Origin of the sequence: Clostridium bornimense, assembly GCF_000577895.1 — a bacterium.
GTDB classification, from domain to species: Bacteria; Bacillota; Clostridia; order Clostridiales; family Clostridiaceae; genus Clostridium_AN; species Clostridium_AN bornimense.
In genome coordinates, this window is record NZ_HG917868.1 from 458,045 (window position 1) to 478,078 (window position 20,034).

At 28.1% G+C, this 20,034-nt stretch carries 21 protein-coding genes and 2 tRNA genes; 17 read left to right on the plus strand and 6 right to left on the minus strand.

Annotated features, from left to right (window positions below; translation table 11 throughout):
* Window positions 1-169: 169 nt before the first annotated feature.
* The gene (locus tag CM240_RS02100) at window positions 170-1,066 is read left to right on the plus strand and encodes a CAP domain-containing protein (RefSeq protein WP_044036057.1); all 897 of its coding nucleotides are present in this window, start codon (window positions 170-172) and stop codon (window positions 1,064-1,066) included.
* Between the two features lie 91 nt (window positions 1,067-1,157).
* Here the strand turns inward: CM240_RS02100 and CM240_RS02105 are convergent, their stop codons facing one another.
* Window positions 1,158-1,976, minus strand: coding sequence for an undecaprenyl-diphosphate phosphatase (locus tag CM240_RS02105; protein WP_044036058.1), 819 nt, complete (start codon window positions 1,974-1,976; stop codon window positions 1,158-1,160).
* Window positions 1,977-2,281: 305 nt separating this feature from the next.
* Here CM240_RS02105 and CM240_RS02110 point away from each other — a divergent pair, with 305 nt between their 5' ends.
* Together CM240_RS02110 and CM240_RS02115 are read left to right on the plus strand one after the other, a co-directional pair.
* Complete coding sequence (locus tag CM240_RS02110) at window positions 2,282-2,812, plus strand: phosphatase PAP2 family protein (protein ID WP_044036059.1); 531 nt, start codon at window positions 2,282-2,284, stop codon at window positions 2,810-2,812.
* Window positions 2,813-2,835: 23 nt separating this feature from the next.
* A complete protein-coding gene (locus CM240_RS02115) occupies window positions 2,836-3,639 on the plus strand; it encodes a DUF4037 domain-containing protein (protein WP_044036061.1) in 804 nt (267 codons plus the stop codon).
* A 93-nt stretch (window positions 3,640-3,732) separates the two neighbouring features.
* On the opposite strand, the gene CM240_RS02120 is transcribed toward CM240_RS02115, so the two are convergent.
* Window positions 3,733-4,629, minus strand: a complete 897-nt coding sequence (locus tag CM240_RS02120) for a multicopper oxidase domain-containing protein (protein ID WP_044036063.1) — start codon at window positions 4,627-4,629, stop codon at window positions 3,733-3,735.
* A 110-nt stretch (window positions 4,630-4,739) separates the two neighbouring features.
* On the opposite strand from CM240_RS02120, the gene yaaA reads away from it, so the two are divergent.
* Window positions 4,740-5,528, plus strand: a complete 789-nt coding sequence (gene yaaA, locus CM240_RS02125; RefSeq protein WP_044036065.1) for a peroxide stress protein YaaA — start codon at window positions 4,740-4,742, stop codon at window positions 5,526-5,528.
* Between the two features lie 98 nt (window positions 5,529-5,626).
* Here the strand turns inward: yaaA and CM240_RS02130 are convergent, their stop codons facing one another.
* Window positions 5,627-6,901 (minus strand): esterase/lipase family protein, encoded by a 1,275-nt coding sequence (locus CM240_RS02130; RefSeq protein WP_044036066.1) that lies wholly within the window; start codon window positions 6,899-6,901, stop codon window positions 5,627-5,629.
* A gap of 235 nt (window positions 6,902-7,136) precedes the next feature.
* On the opposite strand from CM240_RS02130, the gene CM240_RS02135 reads away from it, so the two are divergent.
* From CM240_RS02135 to thiE, 3 genes are all read left to right on the plus strand, one after another.
* Window positions 7,137-7,466 (plus strand): hypothetical protein, encoded by a 330-nt coding sequence (locus CM240_RS02135; RefSeq protein WP_044036068.1) that lies wholly within the window; start codon window positions 7,137-7,139, stop codon window positions 7,464-7,466.
* A 20-nt stretch (window positions 7,467-7,486) separates the two neighbouring features.
* Window positions 7,487-7,837 (plus strand): arsenate reductase family protein, encoded by a 351-nt coding sequence (locus tag CM240_RS02140; RefSeq protein ID WP_044036069.1) that lies wholly within the window; start codon window positions 7,487-7,489, stop codon window positions 7,835-7,837.
* A gap of 252 nt (window positions 7,838-8,089) precedes the next feature.
* Window positions 8,090-8,710 (plus strand): thiamine phosphate synthase, encoded by a 621-nt coding sequence (gene thiE / locus CM240_RS02145; RefSeq protein ID WP_044039660.1) that lies wholly within the window; start codon window positions 8,090-8,092, stop codon window positions 8,708-8,710.
* 152 nt (window positions 8,711-8,862) lie between these two features.
* Here the strand turns inward: thiE and CM240_RS02150 are convergent, their stop codons facing one another.
* Both CM240_RS02150 and CM240_RS02155 read right to left on the minus strand, forming a co-directional pair.
* Complete coding sequence (locus CM240_RS02150) at window positions 8,863-9,588, minus strand: HAD family hydrolase (protein WP_044036071.1); 726 nt, start codon at window positions 9,586-9,588, stop codon at window positions 8,863-8,865.
* 198 nt (window positions 9,589-9,786) lie between these two features.
* Window positions 9,787-10,185, minus strand: coding sequence for a hypothetical protein (locus CM240_RS02155; RefSeq protein WP_044036072.1), 399 nt, complete (start codon window positions 10,183-10,185; stop codon window positions 9,787-9,789).
* 176 nt (window positions 10,186-10,361) lie between these two features.
* Between CM240_RS02155 and CM240_RS02160 the strand changes: the two genes are divergently transcribed.
* Genes CM240_RS02160 through CM240_RS02170 form a run of 3 tightly spaced genes read left to right on the plus strand, consistent with a single transcriptional unit; the run spans window position 10,362 to window position 13,398 of the window.
* Entirely contained in the window at window positions 10,362-11,525 is a 1,164-nt protein-coding gene (locus CM240_RS02160) for an efflux RND transporter periplasmic adaptor subunit (RefSeq protein WP_044036077.1), read from the plus strand.
* Window positions 11,518-12,198, plus strand: a complete 681-nt coding sequence (locus CM240_RS02165) for an ABC transporter ATP-binding protein (protein WP_044036078.1) — start codon at window positions 11,518-11,520, stop codon at window positions 12,196-12,198. The genes CM240_RS02160 and CM240_RS02165 overlap by 8 nt, the downstream gene beginning before the upstream one ends.
* Before the next feature lie 3 nt (window positions 12,199-12,201).
* On the plus strand, window positions 12,202-13,398 hold the full coding sequence (locus tag CM240_RS02170; RefSeq protein ID WP_044036079.1) for an ABC transporter permease: 1,197 nt from the start codon (window positions 12,202-12,204) through the stop codon (window positions 13,396-13,398).
* Window positions 13,399-13,435: 37 nt separating this feature from the next.
* Here the strand turns inward: CM240_RS02170 and CM240_RS02175 are convergent, their stop codons facing one another.
* The gene (locus CM240_RS02175) at window positions 13,436-14,206 is read right to left on the minus strand and encodes a DUF4931 domain-containing protein (protein WP_044036080.1); all 771 of its coding nucleotides are present in this window, start codon (window positions 14,204-14,206) and stop codon (window positions 13,436-13,438) included.
* Between the two features lie 468 nt (window positions 14,207-14,674).
* Between CM240_RS02175 and CM240_RS02180 the strand changes: the two genes are divergently transcribed.
* From CM240_RS02180 to CM240_RS02210, 7 genes are all read left to right on the plus strand, one after another.
* Window positions 14,675-14,750: transfer RNA gene (locus CM240_RS02180), tRNA-Val, on the plus strand.
* A 5-nt stretch (window positions 14,751-14,755) separates the two neighbouring features.
* Window positions 14,756-14,832: transfer RNA gene (locus tag CM240_RS02185), tRNA-Asp, on the plus strand.
* A 161-nt stretch (window positions 14,833-14,993) separates the two neighbouring features.
* A complete protein-coding gene (locus CM240_RS02190; RefSeq protein WP_044036082.1) occupies window positions 14,994-15,611 on the plus strand; it encodes an HD domain-containing protein in 618 nt (205 codons plus the stop codon).
* Between the two features lie 64 nt (window positions 15,612-15,675).
* Entirely contained in the window at window positions 15,676-16,572 is an 897-nt protein-coding gene (locus tag CM240_RS02195) for a M15 family metallopeptidase (RefSeq protein WP_044036084.1), read from the plus strand.
* Between the two features lie 21 nt (window positions 16,573-16,593).
* Window positions 16,594-17,715 (plus strand): amidase domain-containing protein, encoded by a 1,122-nt coding sequence (locus tag CM240_RS02200; protein ID WP_044039662.1) that lies wholly within the window; start codon window positions 16,594-16,596, stop codon window positions 17,713-17,715.
* Between the two features lie 78 nt (window positions 17,716-17,793).
* Complete coding sequence (locus tag CM240_RS02205) at window positions 17,794-18,468, plus strand: response regulator transcription factor (RefSeq protein ID WP_044036086.1); 675 nt, start codon at window positions 17,794-17,796, stop codon at window positions 18,466-18,468.
* Window positions 18,455-20,020, plus strand: a complete 1,566-nt coding sequence (locus CM240_RS02210) for a sensor histidine kinase (protein ID WP_044036087.1) — start codon at window positions 18,455-18,457, stop codon at window positions 20,018-20,020. The genes CM240_RS02205 and CM240_RS02210 overlap by 14 nt, the downstream gene beginning before the upstream one ends.
* Window positions 20,021-20,034 lie beyond the last annotated feature (14 nt).

Here is a 20,034-nt window from a genome sequence, read left to right on the forward strand (position 1 = left end):
CATATGAGGGAATAAGTAACCTATGGTGGAAATAATGTTGACTAAGATAATTGGACAATCTATGTTATAACTTTAAGTGACGGCGTTAGGAAAAGTAAAAAGTACTTTAACTAATAAGATATTGGATTTATTTATAAGGAATCCGAAAAAATAAAAAGGAGTGGTACAGATGAAAAATAAACTAATTGCCATAATATTAACAACTGCTGTTATAGGGGGAGTAGGAAGTACAGCTTATGCTGCTGAAATAAGTTCAAATAATACTTCCAATGTAGTAGTAAGTAAATCAAAAAGTAATTGTAGTTACAAGAAAAAACATGATAGGTTATCTAAGAAAAAACATCCATTTCATCATTTAGGATGCAATAACAAACCTACTAATTGTCCTGGTAATGGAGATATAGATGAAGTAATTCCACCAACAACGGAAGATACACCATCAATAGATGAAGTAATTCCACCAATAACGGAAGATACACCATCAATAGATGAAGTAATTCCACCAACAACGGAAGATACACCATCAATAGATGAAGTAATTCCACCAACAACGGAAGATACACCATCAATAGATGAAGTGGTTCCACCGACAACAGGAGATACACCATCAATAGATGAGGTAGTTCCACCAACAACAGAGGAAACGCCAAGTGTTAATGACAAATTTATGGCACAAGTGGAACAAAAAATATATGAAAAAATAAATGAAGAGAGATCAAAAGCAGGAGTTGCGACTTTATCATATAATAGCACTATGGAGAAATATGCAAGAATAAAATCTCAAGATATGGGAGACAGAGGATATTTTGACCATGTAGATCCAGAAGGAAATCTTATAACTGTAAAAATGCAACAAGATGGTGTAAGATATAATGCTTGGGGAGAAAATATTGCATATATAGGCGGAGTATCTGATGCAGATGCTTTAGCAACACAATTTATGAATAATTGGATGAACTCACAAGGACATAGAGAAAATATTCTATCAACTAACTTTACATCAGTTGGAGTTGGAGTTTATAAGTCAGGAAATAGAGTTTATGCAACACAAGAATTTTATAGATAAAAAATAGTACAAGCTATTAAAAAAGCTCAATAAAATAATTAAAGGACCGTCGGAGTTACAATTTGATGTTGTAATCGATGGTCCTTTTTAATTATTTAATAACAAAGAAATATAGAAGTACTAATATACCTAATATTATTCTATAGTATCCAAATACTTTGAAATCATGTTTCTTTATGTAATCCATAAGGAACTTAATAGCAAAGATTGATACTAAAAATGCAACTACTGATCCAGTTAATAATACTATCCATTCAAAAGATGAAAAAGCAAAACCAGCTTTAAGTAGTTTTAGGGCACTAGCACCTAACATTGTTGGAACAGCTAAGAAAAATGAAAATTCAGCTGCTACAAATCTTGAAGTACCTAAAAGAACAGCACCTATAATTGTTGCACCAGATCTTGATGTTCCTGGAATTAGTGCCAATATTTGAAACATACCTATAAAAATAGCAGTTTTATAAGTTAATTCTGAGAAGCTATTTATTGCAGGTTTTTTATTTCTATTTTCGATAAATATAAATAATATACCATATATAATAAGAGTTATTGAAACTACAGTAGGATTAAAAAATACTTCTTCAATTTTATCATCGAATAAGACACCAATTATTCCTGATGGCGCTACTGCTACAATGACCTTAAGCCATAAACTAATAGTATCATTTCTTTCAGTTACACTTTTTGATGGTGAAAAAGGATTAAGTTTATTAAAATATAGAACTAATACTGCCAGTATTGAACCAAATTGTATAACTACAAGAAATGTACTTACAAATGTAGAGCTAAAATTTAATTTAATAAATTCATCTACTAATATCATATGACCAGTACTGCTTACTGGTAGCCATTCTGTAATTCCTTGAACTATTCCAAGAATAATGGCTTTAAAAATTTCTAAAAAGTCCATTTAATTTACCCCCGATAAATTTTCTATATTTCTATCACTATTATTATAAAGGTAGTTATAGAAAATTTAAATGAAAATGTTGAGATTTGTAATGAAAATAATAAATTTTTAATAATTTTACATAATGTATAATGGAATTTAAAACTAATAAAAAAGTATTAAAAACTATAATATATTAGATACAAATTAGGAAAGAAAAGGTATAATAATAAAAAGAAAGTATATTATATTTTTTATGACTGATTATAGTATAATAATTAATTATAAAGTTTATTTTTATTGATGTTATGAAAGTGAGGGATATAATGGATATAGTACATAATATTGATGACAACGTTTTAAATTTTATACAAGAGCATTTTAAAAGTTCATTCATGGATACTATTATGCCAGTAATAACTTCTTTAGGAAATAGCGGAATAGTGTGGATATTAATATCTGTTGTATTAATAGCTATGAAGAGATATAGAAAGTATGGTTATATGTTAGCTTTGGCACTAATCATTACTTTGGTTGTTGGAAATCTAACGTTGAAACCTTTGATAGCGAGGACACGTCCTTTTGATGCTAATGATTTAAAGAACATTTTATTGATAGAGGCTCCGACAGATTACTCATTTCCATCGGGACATACTATGAGTTCCTTTGCGGCGGCAGTAGTATTAATTTATATGGATAAGAAGGTTGGAATAATTGCTATGATACTAGCAGTATTAATAGCTTTTTCAAGACTTTATTTATATGTACATTATCCATCGGATGTTTTTGTAGGAATGATTTTAGGTATTTTATCAGCAATTATATCTATAAAATTGTTGTCTAAAATAAAAGTTTAATTTACATTAAGGGGGTTATATATATGGAGATTAGTGAAAATTTAAAGAAAATTATTGAGGAGTTTTCAAAATTAAAAAGTGTTGATGGAGTACTTTTAGCTGGATCTAAGGCGGTAAATACTGATGATAAAAGTTCTGATTATGATGTATATGTATATACATCTGAAGAAATTTCAGTTGAGTACAGAAAAAATATATATGATAAATATTGTAGCTATATGGAAGTAAACAATACATTTTGGGAAACAGAAGATGATGGTATTTTAAAGGAAGATAATGTTCCAGTTGAAATAATATATAGAAGTTTAGACTGGATAAAAGATAGCCTTAACAGAACATTGGTAAAATGTGAAGCTGATGTAGGATATAGTACTTGCTTTTGGTACAATATAAAGAATTCTATAATTCTTTATGATAGAGAAGGAAAATTAAAAGAAATACAAGATAGTTGTAATATAGAATATCCTAAGAAATTAAAAGAGAATATTATAAAGAAGAATTATCCTCTTTTAAATAAACAGATGCCAGCTTATTATTTTCAAATAGAAAAGGCAATAAAGAGAAATGATATTATAAGTATAAATCACAGGGTAGCAGCGCTTCTAGCTAGCTATTTTGATATAATTTTTGCAGTAAATGAGATGGCACATCCTGGAGAAAAAAAGTTAATGAAGATTATAAAGGATAATAATTTATCTATACCTGAAAATATGGAGGAAAATATAAATAATATTTTAAAATATTCTGCTGGAGATAATGAAAAACTTTTAACTGAAATTAAAGTTCTTGTGGAGAATATTGATAAATATTTAGATATGAATAATTAGAAATAAAATTTTAAAAAATTAAATAAAAGTTATAAAGAGGCTATAGTAAAAGAATTTAAAAGACTAAAAAATGGCCTCTTTTCTATATAACTTTTATATATCATATTGGACTACAGTAAACATGCCACCTACTCCTGGCGCGCCGTTATTAGTTGTATGGTGAGGCATATGACAATGCATAGGCCAAATTCCAGGATTTTTAGCAAGGAACTCTATATCCCAAGTCTCACCAGAAGCTACTAATATGGTATTTTTGTAGATTTGAGTTTCTTTTTTTATAGGAAATCCATCAGCACCTACCACTTTAAATTGATGTCCATGAAGGTGTATAGGATGATGATGCATTTGAATATTCCCAAATCTAATTTTAACTTTATCACCATAAGATACATGAAGAGGTTCTGTTGAAGGATAACATTTTCCATTCATAGTGAAAAAATTAAATTCTGGCATTTTAAAAGTAAGATTATAAGTGCCAGAATCAATATCACCCCAAGGAAGGCTATTAACAGCCCATTCTTGTAACAAAATAAGATAATCTTTGTAGTGTTTTTTATTGCAATATTTTGGATCTTCTATAATTAATCCACCAAAGAGTCCAGCATTATCTTGTACAGCTACATTGACATGAGAATGATACATATAGGTTCCAGGTGGATTTTTTATTGTAAATTCATAGTCAAAATATTCTCCAGGATATATGAATGGAGAAGGCTCTATTGGGGGAACTCCGTCCATGTTGTTAGGTACTTCTAATCCATGCCAGTGCACACTGGTTTTTTCAGAAAGATTATTTATTACTCTTATACAGACTCTATCACCAGGTAAAGCTATAATAGTTGGTCCTGGGACAGAACCATTATATCCCCAGGCTTTAATGAAAAGTCCTGGAATTAATTCATTTAATACTTCTTCAGCTATTAATGTAAAGTATTTTACTCCATCTTTATAAGTAAAAGATAAGTTTTCGATGCCAGGTGTTATTACCATAAATTTCTCCTATAAGTAGTATTTATTACAATAATATTAAAATTCAATAGATTATATGATTATAATTAGTTATAATGTGAATAAAAACTATTTATTATAGGAGAGAAAATATGCTTATAGTAATTTCGCCAGCAAAAACTTTAGATTTTAATAAAATCAATGAAACATTACCAATAAGTGAACCAAGATTTTTAGAAAAATCAAGGATTATTATAGAAGAATTAAAGGAATATGATAGCTATTCGCTAACTAAGTTAATGAAAATAAGTGATAAGCTAGCTAATTTAAATAAAGAGAGATTCGAAAGTTGGACAGAATCATTAGATGAAGCTAGACAATGTCTATTGGTATTTAAAGGGGAAGCTTTTAGGGGGATAGATGTAGGAAGTTTCAAGGCAGAAGACTTTTTTTATGCTAACGATCATCTTAGAATTTTGTCAGGTCTTTATGGAATATTATCTCCTTTTGATGGAGTACATCAATATAGATTAGAGATGGGAACAAAGATAACTATTGAAAATCATAAAGACTTATATAGTTTCTGGGGAGATATTCTTAGAGAAGTAATAATAGAAGATATTAAAAATACAGGAGATAATATATTAATTAATCTTGCATCAAAAGAGTATTTTAAAGCTATAGAAGGTTTGGAAGATATAGATGATGAAATCAAAGTCATTACGCCTGTATTTAAAGAATATAGAAATGGACAGTATAAAATTATATCGACAAAGGCTAAAAGAGCTAGAGGCTTAATGACATCATTTATTATAAAAAATCAAATTAAATCCGTAGAGGAGCTTAAGAAGTTTAATGAAGAAGGTTATGAATTTTGCGAAGAGATGTCAAATGATAGTGAACTTGTTTTTATTTTAAATGATGCTATATATGTAGAATAACATAAAAACTACAATAAATGAGATTAATATTTATAATATAAGCTGCTACAAATATAGATGCTTATTATGTAACAGCTTAGTATAAATTTATTTAAATTTTAGTTGGGTAGAGTTGTCAATGTTTTTGCTAAGTCAATAAATTTATTTTGAAGATAGTGTTTATAAATAGGTTCACTTTGGCCTACTACTTCAATGTGATCTATATTATTTATTAGACCTAAGTAATTCCAAACACCTTTTTGAGGAACTCCATCGAAGTTAATAATTTTGTCAGTAGAACCAATGGTAGGACCAATTGCAGAGGAAATACTTACGACACCATCATTCTTCCACCAACTATTATCTATTGGTACTTCATTAGGATTATTGCAAGTATATGAACCTAAGAATAAAGAACTTTTTTTCAAGAGAGAAATCATATTGATATTTGGAACTTGATATCCAGTTGATAAGTCTTTATGGGTATCTGAACAAGCTATTGAGAAGTAGTAGATATCACTTTGTGCTGATACCCAAGAATTTAGTTCTTTGGCTCCTTCGTGAGATAGATCCCAAATACTTAGGTCTTTTGTTTCATTCCAGATATTACTTTGAGAGACTCTTTTATAGTAATCTTCATAGGATTCATTAGGTTCTCTTTTTAATCCCCATTGATCTAGTTTAAAATCTAGTTTAGCAGTATCGGGATTGGCACCATATTTTGCGGCAAGAGCAGCAATGTACTGATGGACGAATGGTTCTAGAGATATTTGCTTTTTAGCTTCTTGGCTGCCGTTATGAGGAGTAGCTATGGTAGTGATGCTTTTAATCCAATGATGATTACCAGTGAATAATGGACTAGTGTTTTTACCAGTAGAATTAATTTCATTTTTGTCACCTTGTTCTAATAATTGAGCTAGGACTCTAATGGTTTCACCGCCCATACTATGGCCAACTAAGTGGATTTTTTTAATGTCATTGGCGTTATTATTACCGAGTTCAGGATATATACCTGGATAAGTTGTACCATATCGATTATGACCATATTTTTTTGAGTGATATTCACCATAATCTACAGTTCCACCTTTAATATAAGCATATAATTCACAGGCTCTGTCCCAGTTACTAGATACAGGTCCTATTGTTGGAGTGTAAACAGTATATCCTTTACTCTCTAAAATTTCTTTTAAACTTGATTCACCGCCCCAGTAATTAATGCCCAATTCATCATTGCCCCATCCAAATAGGCCATGAACCATTATTATAGGATAATCGTTAGTTTTATCTTTTAAAGTGGATTGGGAATTATTTTCTGCATATATTGGAGTAGGAATAAGGCATAGAAATGATATTATTACCAATGTAGAAGTGATTTTCTTAAAAAATTCATTCATATTAAAGAGACTCCTTACAAATAATGTAAGTATATTATAAAACTATACAGAAAAAAATGGAAATGTTGTTTAACATGGTGTACTATGATTATTTTAAAATAGTGTTTATTATCTTGTATATACTGATCAGTATAAAAATAATTTTTTAGAGAATTTTAAATATAATAAATTATTCTCTATATATGATTTTTATGAGATAATATAATTATAAGTTGTAAAATGGAGATTAAAATATATGATTGATTTAAATAGATTAATATCAGGTGATATATCTGGATATAAGAAAGAGGAAGTAGCTTATATTGAAAAGTTCAGAAGTATTCTTAGAGATGCATTGATTGATGAAATTGTTAAGAATAAAATATGTAAATTGGAAAGTGAAATAAAAATTAATAAAAATAAATTTGAAGAAGATATATCTAATATGATAATTAATGGTGTTAGAGGGTTGAATGATATGACTACAGAAGTTATATTAAATATATATCTTGAAGAAAGTAGTGAAGATAAATTTATTTCTTTAATCGAAAATGTAGAAAAAGAAACTATAAGTAAATTTAATTAGTTATGAAAGAGGAGAAAATTATGATTTATATACAATATCCAAAATGTACTACATGTATAAAAGGAAAGAAATTTTTAATAAATAACAATATAGAGTTTGAAGATAGAAATATAGTAGAGAATAATCCAAGTAAAGAAGAACTTACTTTATGGATAGAAAACAGTGGATTAGATGTAAAGAAGTTTTTTAACACATCTGGAAAGCTATATAAAGAGATGGGATTAAAAGATAAACTTAAGGATATGTCTCTAGAGGAAAAAATAGATTTATTATCAACAAATGGTATGTTAGTTAAGAGACCTATTTTAATAAAAGATAATACGGTATTAGTAGGATTTAAAGAAGATCAATATAGAGAAATAATAAGATAATAATGAAAATAAAGGGCGAGTATTACATGAGAGATTATAGTTACATGCATTGACAATAGCTGTTGTATATTGTTTTATAGGATTAGGTATACAGGTGACATAAAGACAGTTAATGATATTTAGGACTAGACTATGATATAATAAATGCAGTAAAATTAAGTAAAGAGTATATAACGGAAGCCATAAGAAATTCTTTTGATATTGGAATAGGTGTGGGACCAGTACATCATTTTTATAAATTCAACGGGGGGAATAAAAGTGGATAAGTTAAGGTTATATTTAGTAACGGATTCAGAAATATTAAAGGGTAGAGATTTCTATGAGGAAATAGAAAATGCCTTAAAAGGTGGAGTAACTACAGTTCAATTGAGGGAAAAGAACTGTGATGGAAGAGAGTTTTTGGAAAAAGCTATTAAACTCAGAGAGATTACAAGAAAATATGGTGCGTGGTTAATAATTAATGATAGAGTTGATATAGCACTTTTATGTGATGCTGATGGTGTACATGTTGGTCAAAGTGATATCCCTGCCATGGAGGTTAGGAAGATTTTGGGAAATGATAGAATAATAGGTGTATCTGCAAGGACTATAGAGGAGGCAAAAGAAGCTAAACTTCAGGGAGCAGATTATCTTGGAGTAGGTGCTATTTTTCCAACTAATACTAAGGTTGATGCAAAAACTATTACTATGGAACAGTTAAAAGCTATAAAAGAGTCAGTAAATATTCCTGTCATTGCTATTGGAGGGTTAACTTTAGGAAGGGTAAGATTACTTAAGCAATATGGCATAGATGGATATGCAGTTATCTCAGCTATATTAAAAAAAGAAGATATATATGAAGAATGCGTTAAATGGAGTAACATGGTTAGATAATTTAAGGTTAAAAATAAAATGTTCTGAAGCACAATAAATTAAATTTGTGCTTCAGAACATTTTTTTATAGTGAATAAGAGTCAAAGTTATTTCTTGGATAAGCCTAGAAATTTGATATCTATTACCATATATATTTATTATCCTATTACTTTTTAACTTTTAATAATAAAACTTGCAATTTTATTTACAGTTCCATCTTTGTCCATAATTGAATATGTACTTTTTAGTCTTGAGTCTATATTAGGAGATAAATTAGAATCTATATAGAGAGAATCTATTCCAAAGTTATAGGCTCCTTCAATATCAGCAATATAATCATTGCCGATCATAATTGTCTCATGTTTATCTAAGTTCAGCTTTTCTAATAATTGATTATAAAATAAAATATCTGGCTTACAAACTTTAAAATCAGAAGAAAATAATATGTCATCAAAAAATTTTTCTATACCCAACATTTTCATCTCATACAAAGTAAATATTCTTTGAGCATTTGATAATAAGTAAATTTTTTTACCTTTCATTTTTAGAAGTCCTAATAATTCTATAACTCCGTCATAAAGTTTAATGTATTTGATAGAAAGTACTCTAAATAAATGTGCTGTATCATGTAATGTGTCTTTAGATACATAAACATTTTTGTCTTCAAAAAGATCATTAAAGACATCTTCTAGAACAATGTCTGGATACTTAGTATTAGTTATGGCATCTTGAGCTTTTTTTACTTTTTCTTTGTAGGCTTTCTTTAGAGCAAAAGGGGAATAGTCGGCCCCTTTAAACTTATAGAATAAAGATAGCTTTTCCCATAGAACTTCACAATCTTCATCAGTATTTATATCTACTAAGGTTCCATATAAATCGAATACATAGTTTTTATACATAAATAAATTCCCACTTTCATGAAATGTTATATATAATTATTCTAGATAAGTTTGGGAAAACCCTCTTAAAAAATAGAACTGGTGCATAATGAAATATATAAATTTAAGTTTAACAGTGCACTAAAAAAAGAGGCCTCGCCTACAAATTTTCATTTGTTATTGCGATAGCCTCATTTTTATTTCATATACGTATACTTATTAGTTTTCGCTAAATCCAAAGACTGTTTTTCTTTTATAAATAAATATGAACATAAGTACAGGAAAAATAAGTGAGATTATTAGTCCAAATAAAGAAAATCCAGTAAATATTATAGATGAAATAATAGAAAGTACTTCACCTATGAAATAGCCATACACGCCGATAGATTTTTTCATAAGAATTAGTATTGTAGATACTCCAATTATTATAGATAAAATTAAACTTACTACTAAGGTAGAAGTTGAAGGAATTATATTACCTAGACCCATTGATGAGTACATTTCATTTAGTGAATCACCCATGATTAACATAGCTAAATAACTGATTAAATTGAATGCAAAACCAACTAGTGTTAGTACAGAGATTGTAATTATTCCTCCACCTAATTTTTGTTCCATAAATCATCACTCCTTTTAGAAATATTATACATTAAAGTAATAAATTAATCAAACGGATTATATATAGCAATAAATTTACATAAAATATTACAAAAATAATATAAATTAACACAGAAATAGAAAAAATTGATATAATTAATAAAGTAGTTTCAAATAAAGGGGGAAGAAATAAAAAAATGCAAAAAAAATATTTAAGAATTGTAATTGTAGCAGCAATAATAATTGTTTCTACAATAGGAATCTACTTAATTAATGCTTTTAGTAAAAAGCCGGAAAAAAATGAAGTTTCACAAATCAAAACCACAACAATAAAAGGGCCTAAAAAAATATATGTAAATGGAGTTGTTGAGGCAGTAGAAAGTAAAAACATATATTTAAATGCAGAAAAAGGGAAAATTGACACTGTCTCAGTGACTGATGGACAAGCAGTATCTAAAGGAGATGTATTATTTTCGTATAAAAATGAAACTATAGTAACACAAATTAATGAGTATAATAGTGAAATTGCTAGTTATAATAATAAAAAATCTAGATTACAAAGTAAAAAAGAAGAGGCTAAGAAAAGTCTTAGTGAAAAGAAAAATCAGCTTTCAAAAATGAAGGAACAATTATTAAATGATCAAGATGAAACTATTGCCACTTCTATATCTTCATTGGAAGCTGAAGTACAAAGTTTAGAAGCTACTCTAGATTCATATGATAGCGAAATAGAAAGTGTTGATGATTTAATTTCTCAATCAAATAGTAAATTAGCATCAATTAAAGATAAGGAATATGAGAAGGTAACATCTGAAGTTTCAGGCATTGTTAGAATAGTAGGATCTCAAGATGATTATACAAATCCATATATCATCATTGACAGCAAAGATATGCATATAAAAGGTAGTGTAAATGAAAAATACATAAGTAAGTTGCAAAAAGATCAAGAAGCTGATGTATTAATAATAGCAACAGATAAAACTGTCAAAGGGAAAATAGAAGAGGTTAGTAATAAGCCAACTATAAGTAAAGATATGGCAAGTGCATCTAGTAGTAGCGACTTATCTAATTATGAAGTAACACTAATATTAGATTCGCAAGATAATATCTTAGAAGGATATCATATACAAGCTACTATTTATGATGGGAATAATGATATATGTATTTCAAAGAAAGCAATATTAACAAAAGAAGGCAAGAGTTATGTATTTATTAATAAAGATGGTGTTTTGGCTAAAAAAGACGTTACTTATGAGAAAAAGGATGATAAGAACGTTAAAATTTTAAGTGGATTAAAAGAAGGGGATAAGGTAGTTACTAATCCATCTAGTACTACGAAAGAGGGAATGAAATGTGAGTAATTTAATGGAGTTAAAGAATATTAATAAGTACTATAATTTAAATAAGGACAAGTTACATGTACTAAAATCTTTGAATTTTGATATAGAGCAAGGTGAATTTGTAATGATAATGGGTAAGTCTGGTTCAGGAAAGACTACTCTTATGAATTCATTGGGCTTTCTAGATAGATTTGATGATGGTATTTATAATTTTAATGGCGAAGATGTAACTAATATTAGTGAAAATAAGAAGTCAGAGTTAAGAAATAAGTACATGGGATTTATTTTTCAACAATTTCATTTAATTGATTCATTAACAATAGGAAAGAATGTTGAGTTACCACTTTTATATAAAGGTGGAGTACCTCATAAAGAGAGAAAAGAATTAGTAGAAAAATATTTAAAATTAGTTGGGTTAGAAGAAAAGATAAATAGATTTCCAAAAGAACTTTCTGGTGGTCAACAGCAAAGAGTAGCTATAGCTAGATCTTTAATAAACGATCCTTATGTTATTTTTGCCGATGAACCTACTGGAGCTTTAGATAGTGAAACGAGTATACAAATTATGGATATTTTAAAAAAATTAAATGAAGAAGGAAAGACCATTATTATGGTTACTCATGATGGTGACTTAGTAAAATATGCTACTAGAGTAATTAGAATAAAAGATGGTGTAATTTTAGAGGAGAGTTGATATATGTCTATAGTAAATTTAATAAAAACTTCTCTATATAGCATTAAAGCTCATAAGCTTAGAGTATTTCTAACTATGATTGGTATAATTATAGGAATAAGCTCTACTGTTGCTATTAAATCAATTGGTGATGGATTATCAGAATACATAACCTCGTCCATGGAAAGCTCTAATTCTAATAAATATGAAGTATATTTTGAATATGAAAATGATACTATGAATTCAGAAATGATTGAACCTTTCGATGAAAATGATATTGATGACATAAAGAATATAGAAGGTGTCACTGATGTATCAGCAGCAACAGCATCGGGATCTACTGAAGCAGGATATGGAGAAGCAAGATTTTTTTCAAATTCAACACAAATATTTTATATGGGTTATGAAAATATGAAACCAGAAGTTCAAAGTGGAAGATGGTTTTATGATGGAGAGAATGAGGAAAAAACAATTGTAATTAATGAAGATACTGCTAAAACATTGTTTAATAATGTTGATGATGCTATAGGAAAAGGAATAACAATTAATGGTGATATATATGAAGTAATAGGAGTTACAAAAAAATCTGATAATTTTTTTGAATATATAAATTCGCTTTATTGTTTTATATCAAAATATAATATGGATAGTTTAAATAAAGATGACACTATATCTTCTATTTATTTTTATGTGGATCCTAGTTATGATACAGAGACTGCATTTGATGATATAAAGAAGATATTAAGTAAAAATCATAGTGGAATTGATGGAAGTTATGAAGTTTATGATCCATCACAACAATTACAATTACTTACAACAATAGTAAGTGCAATAACTACTTTTGTAACAGCAATTACGGGAATAGCATTATTTGTAGGTGGAGTTGGTGTTATGAATATAATGTATGTATCTGTAACAGAGAGAAAAAGAGAAATAGGAATAAGAAGAGCTATTGGAGCTAAACCAATTACAATATTATTTCAATTTCTATTTGAAGCTATTATTGTAACATTTACAGGTGGGTTAATAGGAATTTTATTAGGATATTTATTAGGAAAGGGTATTGGTAGTTTTATTCCAATTGAAGGATTTAAAGCAGTTATGACCACTAAAACCTTCTTAAGTTCTTCTATCATTTCAGTTTTAGTTGGAATAGTTTTTGGAATAATTCCAGCAAGAAATGCATCGAAATTAGATCCTATAAAGGCTATTTATCAATAATATTATTTAAAAATAGAGCTATTTTATTATAATAGCTCTATTTTGATTGATAATATTTATTTTTTATTGTATTAATTATATCTTTAGAGTTGTTACCAATTTGTTTTAGAGAAAATCCTAATAAAAATGGAGATGTAACAAATCTAGGTGCGATTTTACATATTATTTTTCCTTTCCAATCATAGAAAAATAAATTGTAGCTATCACATGGAGCATAGTAGTCATTTAAAATATATTTTACTATCTTTTGTATATTATCAGCAAACTCATCTAGGTGTTCTAAAGATTCAATAATCACATTAAATTCTGTAAAGCAATTTATAGGTTCTTTAGAGATATTAACAGTACAGTTGTTAGTCTTATGAACCATATCACCTTCAAAATATTTATCATCTAATTGATCTCTATAATTAACATTTTTAAGTGCTACTAATTGCATATGAGAGTGTGATATAGAACCACCAGAGTGAGGGCCAAAGTTCTTAAAGAATAAAACAGATTTATAATCATCATTAGATTCTAGTTTTAACCAGTGATTTATTGAAAACTTAATAAGATTGAACATTTCTTCTTTAGAGTACATGGACATATCTTTTTCACAATCATATGTTTCAATAATTACAAGCAAAAGAGCATCTTCTAAAGTTTGATATTTATTTTTTAATAATAATAAAGGACCATCAGAATCTATTATATCTACTAAAGTTTCTCGATGACAAAAGGGACAAATTGTTTTTTTATTGTTCCAACTATTAGGTTTATTTTTGCTTACTTCTGGTACAAATTTCAAATATATATCTTTGTTCATATTATTCACCTACTTAAATATAGAAAATTAAATGTATTTATATTAAACGAGTATAAAAATGTAAGTTTAAGAAAACGTTATAAATAATTATTGATGGAGCCTGAAGTACAATAAATCTACATTGTGTCTATGATTTTTTTATAGTGAAGAGATAAAAGTGAATAGTGAAGGTTAATTTTCCCTTTTGGAAAAATATTATAAGTCCTTCGGACGGCGAAATTTCCAAACATTATTCACTCTTACTTATTCGCTATTTTCTATGCACTAAAAAAGGCTTCCGATTATGAAATTTAATCATTATTCCGGCAGTCATATAGTTAATATACTGTTATAAAACATCCTATATAAATAATTATATCACTAAGATGAAAAAATATAAAAATAGTTTTTTAATTTAACTATTGACTTTTTAGTATAAAATAAATATAATAGTACTTGCTTGAGAGTTATTTCTCTAGTAACATGTATGGGAGCATAGCTCAGCTGGGAGAGCATCTGCCTTACAAGCAGAGGGTCACAGGTTCGAGCCCTGTTGTTCCCACCATATATGGCTCAGTAGCTCAGTTGGTTAGAGTGCCAGCCTGTCACGCTGGAAGTCGAGGGTTCGAGCCCCTTCTGAGTCGCCAGATTAATATAAGTCATCGGAATATATCCGATGACTTTTCTGTTTTGTAAAGAGTTGTAACATGTGTAAAAATATGCAGCAACTCTTTTTCTTTTTATAAAAGTATATAGGAAATTAAATATAGGTAAAATATAAATATATTTTTATACTAAGGAGGAAAAGATGGAAGAAGAATTTTTAGAAATAGAGAAAATTTTATTGCAAGAAGAAAAACCGTCTATATCTATAGAAAAATTACTGAAAACAGATAGATTAAATAAATATCCTTTTAATATGATATCAGATCTTAATAAAATACCACAGAACCCTAAATACCATCCGGAGGGAAATGTTTTTAATCACGTTATGATGGTAATAGATGAAGGTGTACAACATAGGAACAAAGTTACTAATAAGAGAGCTTTTATGTGGGGACTATTATTACATGACATAGGGAAAACTCCTACCACAAAAATGAGAAAAGGACGATTAACTTCTTATAATCATGATAAAGTTGGAGCAGTTATGGTAAGAGAATTTATGGAATACTTCAATGAAGATGAGGAGTTTATATTATTAGTACAATCATTAGTTAGATGGCATATGCAAAGTCTTTATGTAAATAAGAATTTACCATTTAAAGAAATAGATAAAATGGTCAGTGAATTAAATATAAATGATATTGTTTTATTTTCATTATCAGATAGGTTAGGAAGAGGCGGCATAGATAAAGATAAAAGAAAAGAAGTATTTAATGATATAAAAAAATTTAAAGAAGTAATAAGTAAAAGTAATGAATAGTGCAAAACATCAATGGGAAAATTAAGAGAATAATATAATTATTTTAATTGATGAGGTAGAAATTATGAAGAAAAAAGTTATATGTTATGCACTTATTATTTTTAATATTTTAAGCTTTACGGGAAAAGTATATGGAGCGGAAGATAACTATGATATTACGATGAAAAGAGATTTGCTTATTTTAAGCATAGCTTATCCAGGATATATAGTGGATTTTGAAAAAAATGATAATGGCAATATATATGTTATTATGAAATCTGGTCAAAAGCATATTTATGATGATAAGAGAAAAAAGACTTTTGAAGAAAAATTTGCAAATCCAGATATTCAAGATGTTATGGAACAAATATATCCATTGGAGTCTATTGATAAGATTATGGATAAAAATATAGATCCAGGAAGAATACGTCATTATGGAATACTTAATGAAGTTTACGGAAAAAATCGAGGGGAAATAGAAAAAAATTTAAAAGCTACCACTGAAGGTGTAACATTTAATAATAAAAATGGTGCTGTTGAGCAACTGAATAAAGCATTTAAAGGGGCTAGGGAGTTATGTAAAAGGGAAGGAAAGGCAGCTGCTTGTTTTTATCCTATAAATGGTACATATAATTATAGAGTTATTTCTGGTACAGGAATGTTAAGCCCTCATGCTTATGCTATAGCAATAGATTTAAATAGAAACAATAAAGATTATTGGAAATGGGCTACATTGGAACAAGGTAATGAAAGAATAAGAGAATATTCTAAAGAATTGCCAAAGGTTTTTGAAGAAAATAATTTTGTTTGGGGAGGAAAATGGAGTCATTTTGATATACTTCATTATGAGTATAGACCAGAAATTATACTTAAAGCGAAATATTTTGGTGATGAGTCAAAGGAAAGAGAGCATTGGTATGATGGTGTGCCAAAAGATATTGAAAATTTGCAAGAATATATAGAGAAAATAGATAAACTTTAAAGGTGGTAACTTATGAAAAATATGAGTAAGATATCAAGAGTAGTATTAATTATTATAACTATAATGTTGCTAATTCAATTAGGTGTAGGAAATTTAGTAAGTGCACAAGATGGATGTGGAAATGAAGAAAAGAAATTACCACTACCGGAAAAGGAAGAAGTAACTAAAATTGTAGAAGAAATTTTTAAAGACAGGAATAGAGCGATTTTAGAACATGATTTAAGTCTTGTAAAAGAACATTACAATACTAAAAGTAAATATGGAATGTGGGCTTATGAGTATGAAGAAAAAAAGGCTAATTACCTTCATAATTGGGAAGAGAAGCAAGGAGCAGTATTTGTAGAAATAAAACCTAAAGTAGTAATTAAAAGTTTAAAAGGCACATCAGAAAAGGTAAATGCTTATCTTATGTGCTCTACAGAGTATCAATATATGTATGAAGATAATATGGAAGTAACTAATGTATTTAGAATAGGAACTGATCACACTTTAACGTTAGCAAGGGAAGGGGATAAATGGATAATTGTTAAGGAATGGTATAAGGATCCTTTTGGAGATTCTTTGGAATTAAAAAAATTAAAAAGTGATGATGTGAAAAGTTTTATAATGGCACAGGAGGCAAAAGATTTAGAAGGGATTAATGAAAGAAGAAAAGGTATTATAGAATATGGAAAACAATTTTGTGGTGGTGCTACAGAAGAACAATATGGATTTAAATATAATAAAAAATATAGAAATTATAATCCAGAAGGTGGAGATTGTGCAAATTTTGCTTCACAAATGTTACATGAAGGTGGGAAATTTAAGAAAAATTCTGTTTGGAATTGTGATAGTAGTGGAGCTACAGGACCTTGGGTAAATGCAGGTGGTTTTAAGAATTATATGGTTAATTCAGGTAGAGCATCTGTAATTGCTTATGGTGGTTATGAAAAAGTATATAAAGCTGCATATAAAATGCTTCCAGGAGATTTTGTAGCATATGAAGCTAAAGGCGATATAAATCATATTTCTATGGTAACAGGATTAGATTCTAAAGGATACCCTTTAGTTACTTGTCATAATACCGATAGATATATGGTACCATGGGATTTAGGATGGAGTAATCCTAAAATAAAATTTTGGTTAGTGAGAACACACTGCTGATTTTAATATAAATGGTATGGACAGAAAAATCCATACCATTTTCATATACAAAAGATATAATTATATGGGGTGATAAATATGAAAGCAAAAATTTTAGTGGTTGAAGATGATTTAAATATACAGGAATTGATATGTGAGTTTTTGAAATCACAAGAATATGAAGTAGATTCTGCAAATGATGGTATAGAGGCTTTAAGTAAATTTAATAGTAATGAATATGATATGATTATTTTAGATTTAATGCTTCCTAATTTAGATGGACATTCTACTTGCAAAATGATTAGAAATAAATCAGATGTACCTATAATAATATTGACAGCTTTAAATGATGAAGATAATCAATTAAAGGCTTTTGAGTTTCAAGTAGATGATTATATAACAAAGCCATTTTCTTTTAATATATTAGTAAAAAGAGTAGAAGCAGTTTTAAGAAGGCACAATAAAGGGGAAGAAAATAGTATTACCTATGAAGGACTTAAAATTAATTGTGATGAATATAAAGCTTATGAGGATGGCGAAGAAATCCAGCTTACAACTCGTGAATTTGAAATATTAAACTTGTTAATTAGTAATATTCATAAAGTATTAACAAGAGAAATGTTATTAGATAAGGTGTGGGGATATGACTATTATGGAGAAACTAGAATTGTTGATTCTCATATAAAAAACATAAGAAAAAAGTTAAAAAAATCATATATTCAAACTGTTAAAGGTGTAGGATATAGATTGGAGCTTAAGGATGAGAAAGAGTAGTGTAAGATTTAAGATTTTTTTAACTACAGCAGCATTACTAACTTTTTGTGCTTTTATAATATATTTATCATTATATATGGTATTACCACAATATTATTATAAGTATAAAAAAAATAGTACAAGTGTTTCAGTAAATAAACTAATAGAAGAGTGTAAGAATGAAAGTATTAGTAACGGATTTTTAGCTATAGATAAATTTGTTAGAGAGAATAATGTTCATGCCAAAATATCCTATTCCAATGGAGTTATATGGTGGAGTTTTCCGGCATTTTATAAAGATAATAATAACATTACTCCACCAGAAAAGAATGAAGTGGAAAATGAAAATATTACTCCGCCAGAAAAGGATGAAGTGGGAAATGAAAATATTATATCTGATAATAATACAGATAAAAATAGTATAGATTCTACTAAAGATAATATTATAAAAGATGATGAAAAAAATAATCTTAAAGTGCCATTAGGCGACAAAAGAAAAAGCGGGGAAGAACTTATAAGAGTAACTGGTAATATTAGTTTTAGTGATTCAGATGAAGTTTATATATTGGAAGTTAATACTCCACTACAGCCAATAGATGAAGCTTCTACTGTTATGGCTTATTTAATGCCTTATATGATGGTTATTATTATTATTGTATCATTGATAGCAGCCTATTTATACTCAAAATCAATAGTAAGCCCTCTTATAAAGATAAATAAGACAGCTAAAGAAATGTCTAAATTAGATTTTTCAGTAAAGTGTAATGTTAAGTCTAATGATGAAATGGGTGAACTAGCTACTAGTCTTAACGAATTATCTGCTAATCTCAAAGAAACTATGGATAGTTTACATAATGCAAATGAGAAATTGAAGATGGATATACAAAGGCAAAAAGAACAAGAAGAGGAACGACGTGAATTTGTAGCAACTATTTCACATGAACTAAAATCGCCTATAACAGCTGTAAGTGGACAAATAGAAGGAATGTTATATAATATAGGTGCTTATAAAGATAGAGAAAAATATTTAAGAAAATCACTATATATAATGAAAGATATGGAAAAGTTAGTTTATGAATTATTAGATGTGTATAGACTGGATAATAAAAAGGCATTAAAAATTAAAGTTAAAATAAATTTATTCGATTTGATAGATAAAATAGTTGCAGACGTTATGTATTTTATAGAAGAAAAAAAGTTAAAATTAACTGTAGATGTTAGGAAAGAATATTATATTGAAGGAAATCTAGATATGATAAAGAAAGCATTTTCCAATATAATAATTAATGGTATTAAGTATTCTGAAGAAAATGGAGAGTTAATCATAAAACTTGAAGGCAATAATTTTCAAGTTATAAATACTGGAGCTTATATAGATAAGGCAGATTTAGATAAGATTTTTGAACCATTTTATAGAGTTGAGAAATCAAGAAATAGAAAAACTGGAGGTAGCGGTCTAGGGCTACATATCGTTAAAAAAGTTTTAGAAGTACATGATTATAAGTATACTATAGAAAATATAGAAAATGCTGTTAAGTTTACAATAGAACTAGTATCTGTTGATAGTGAATAAAAAAATATTTAAAC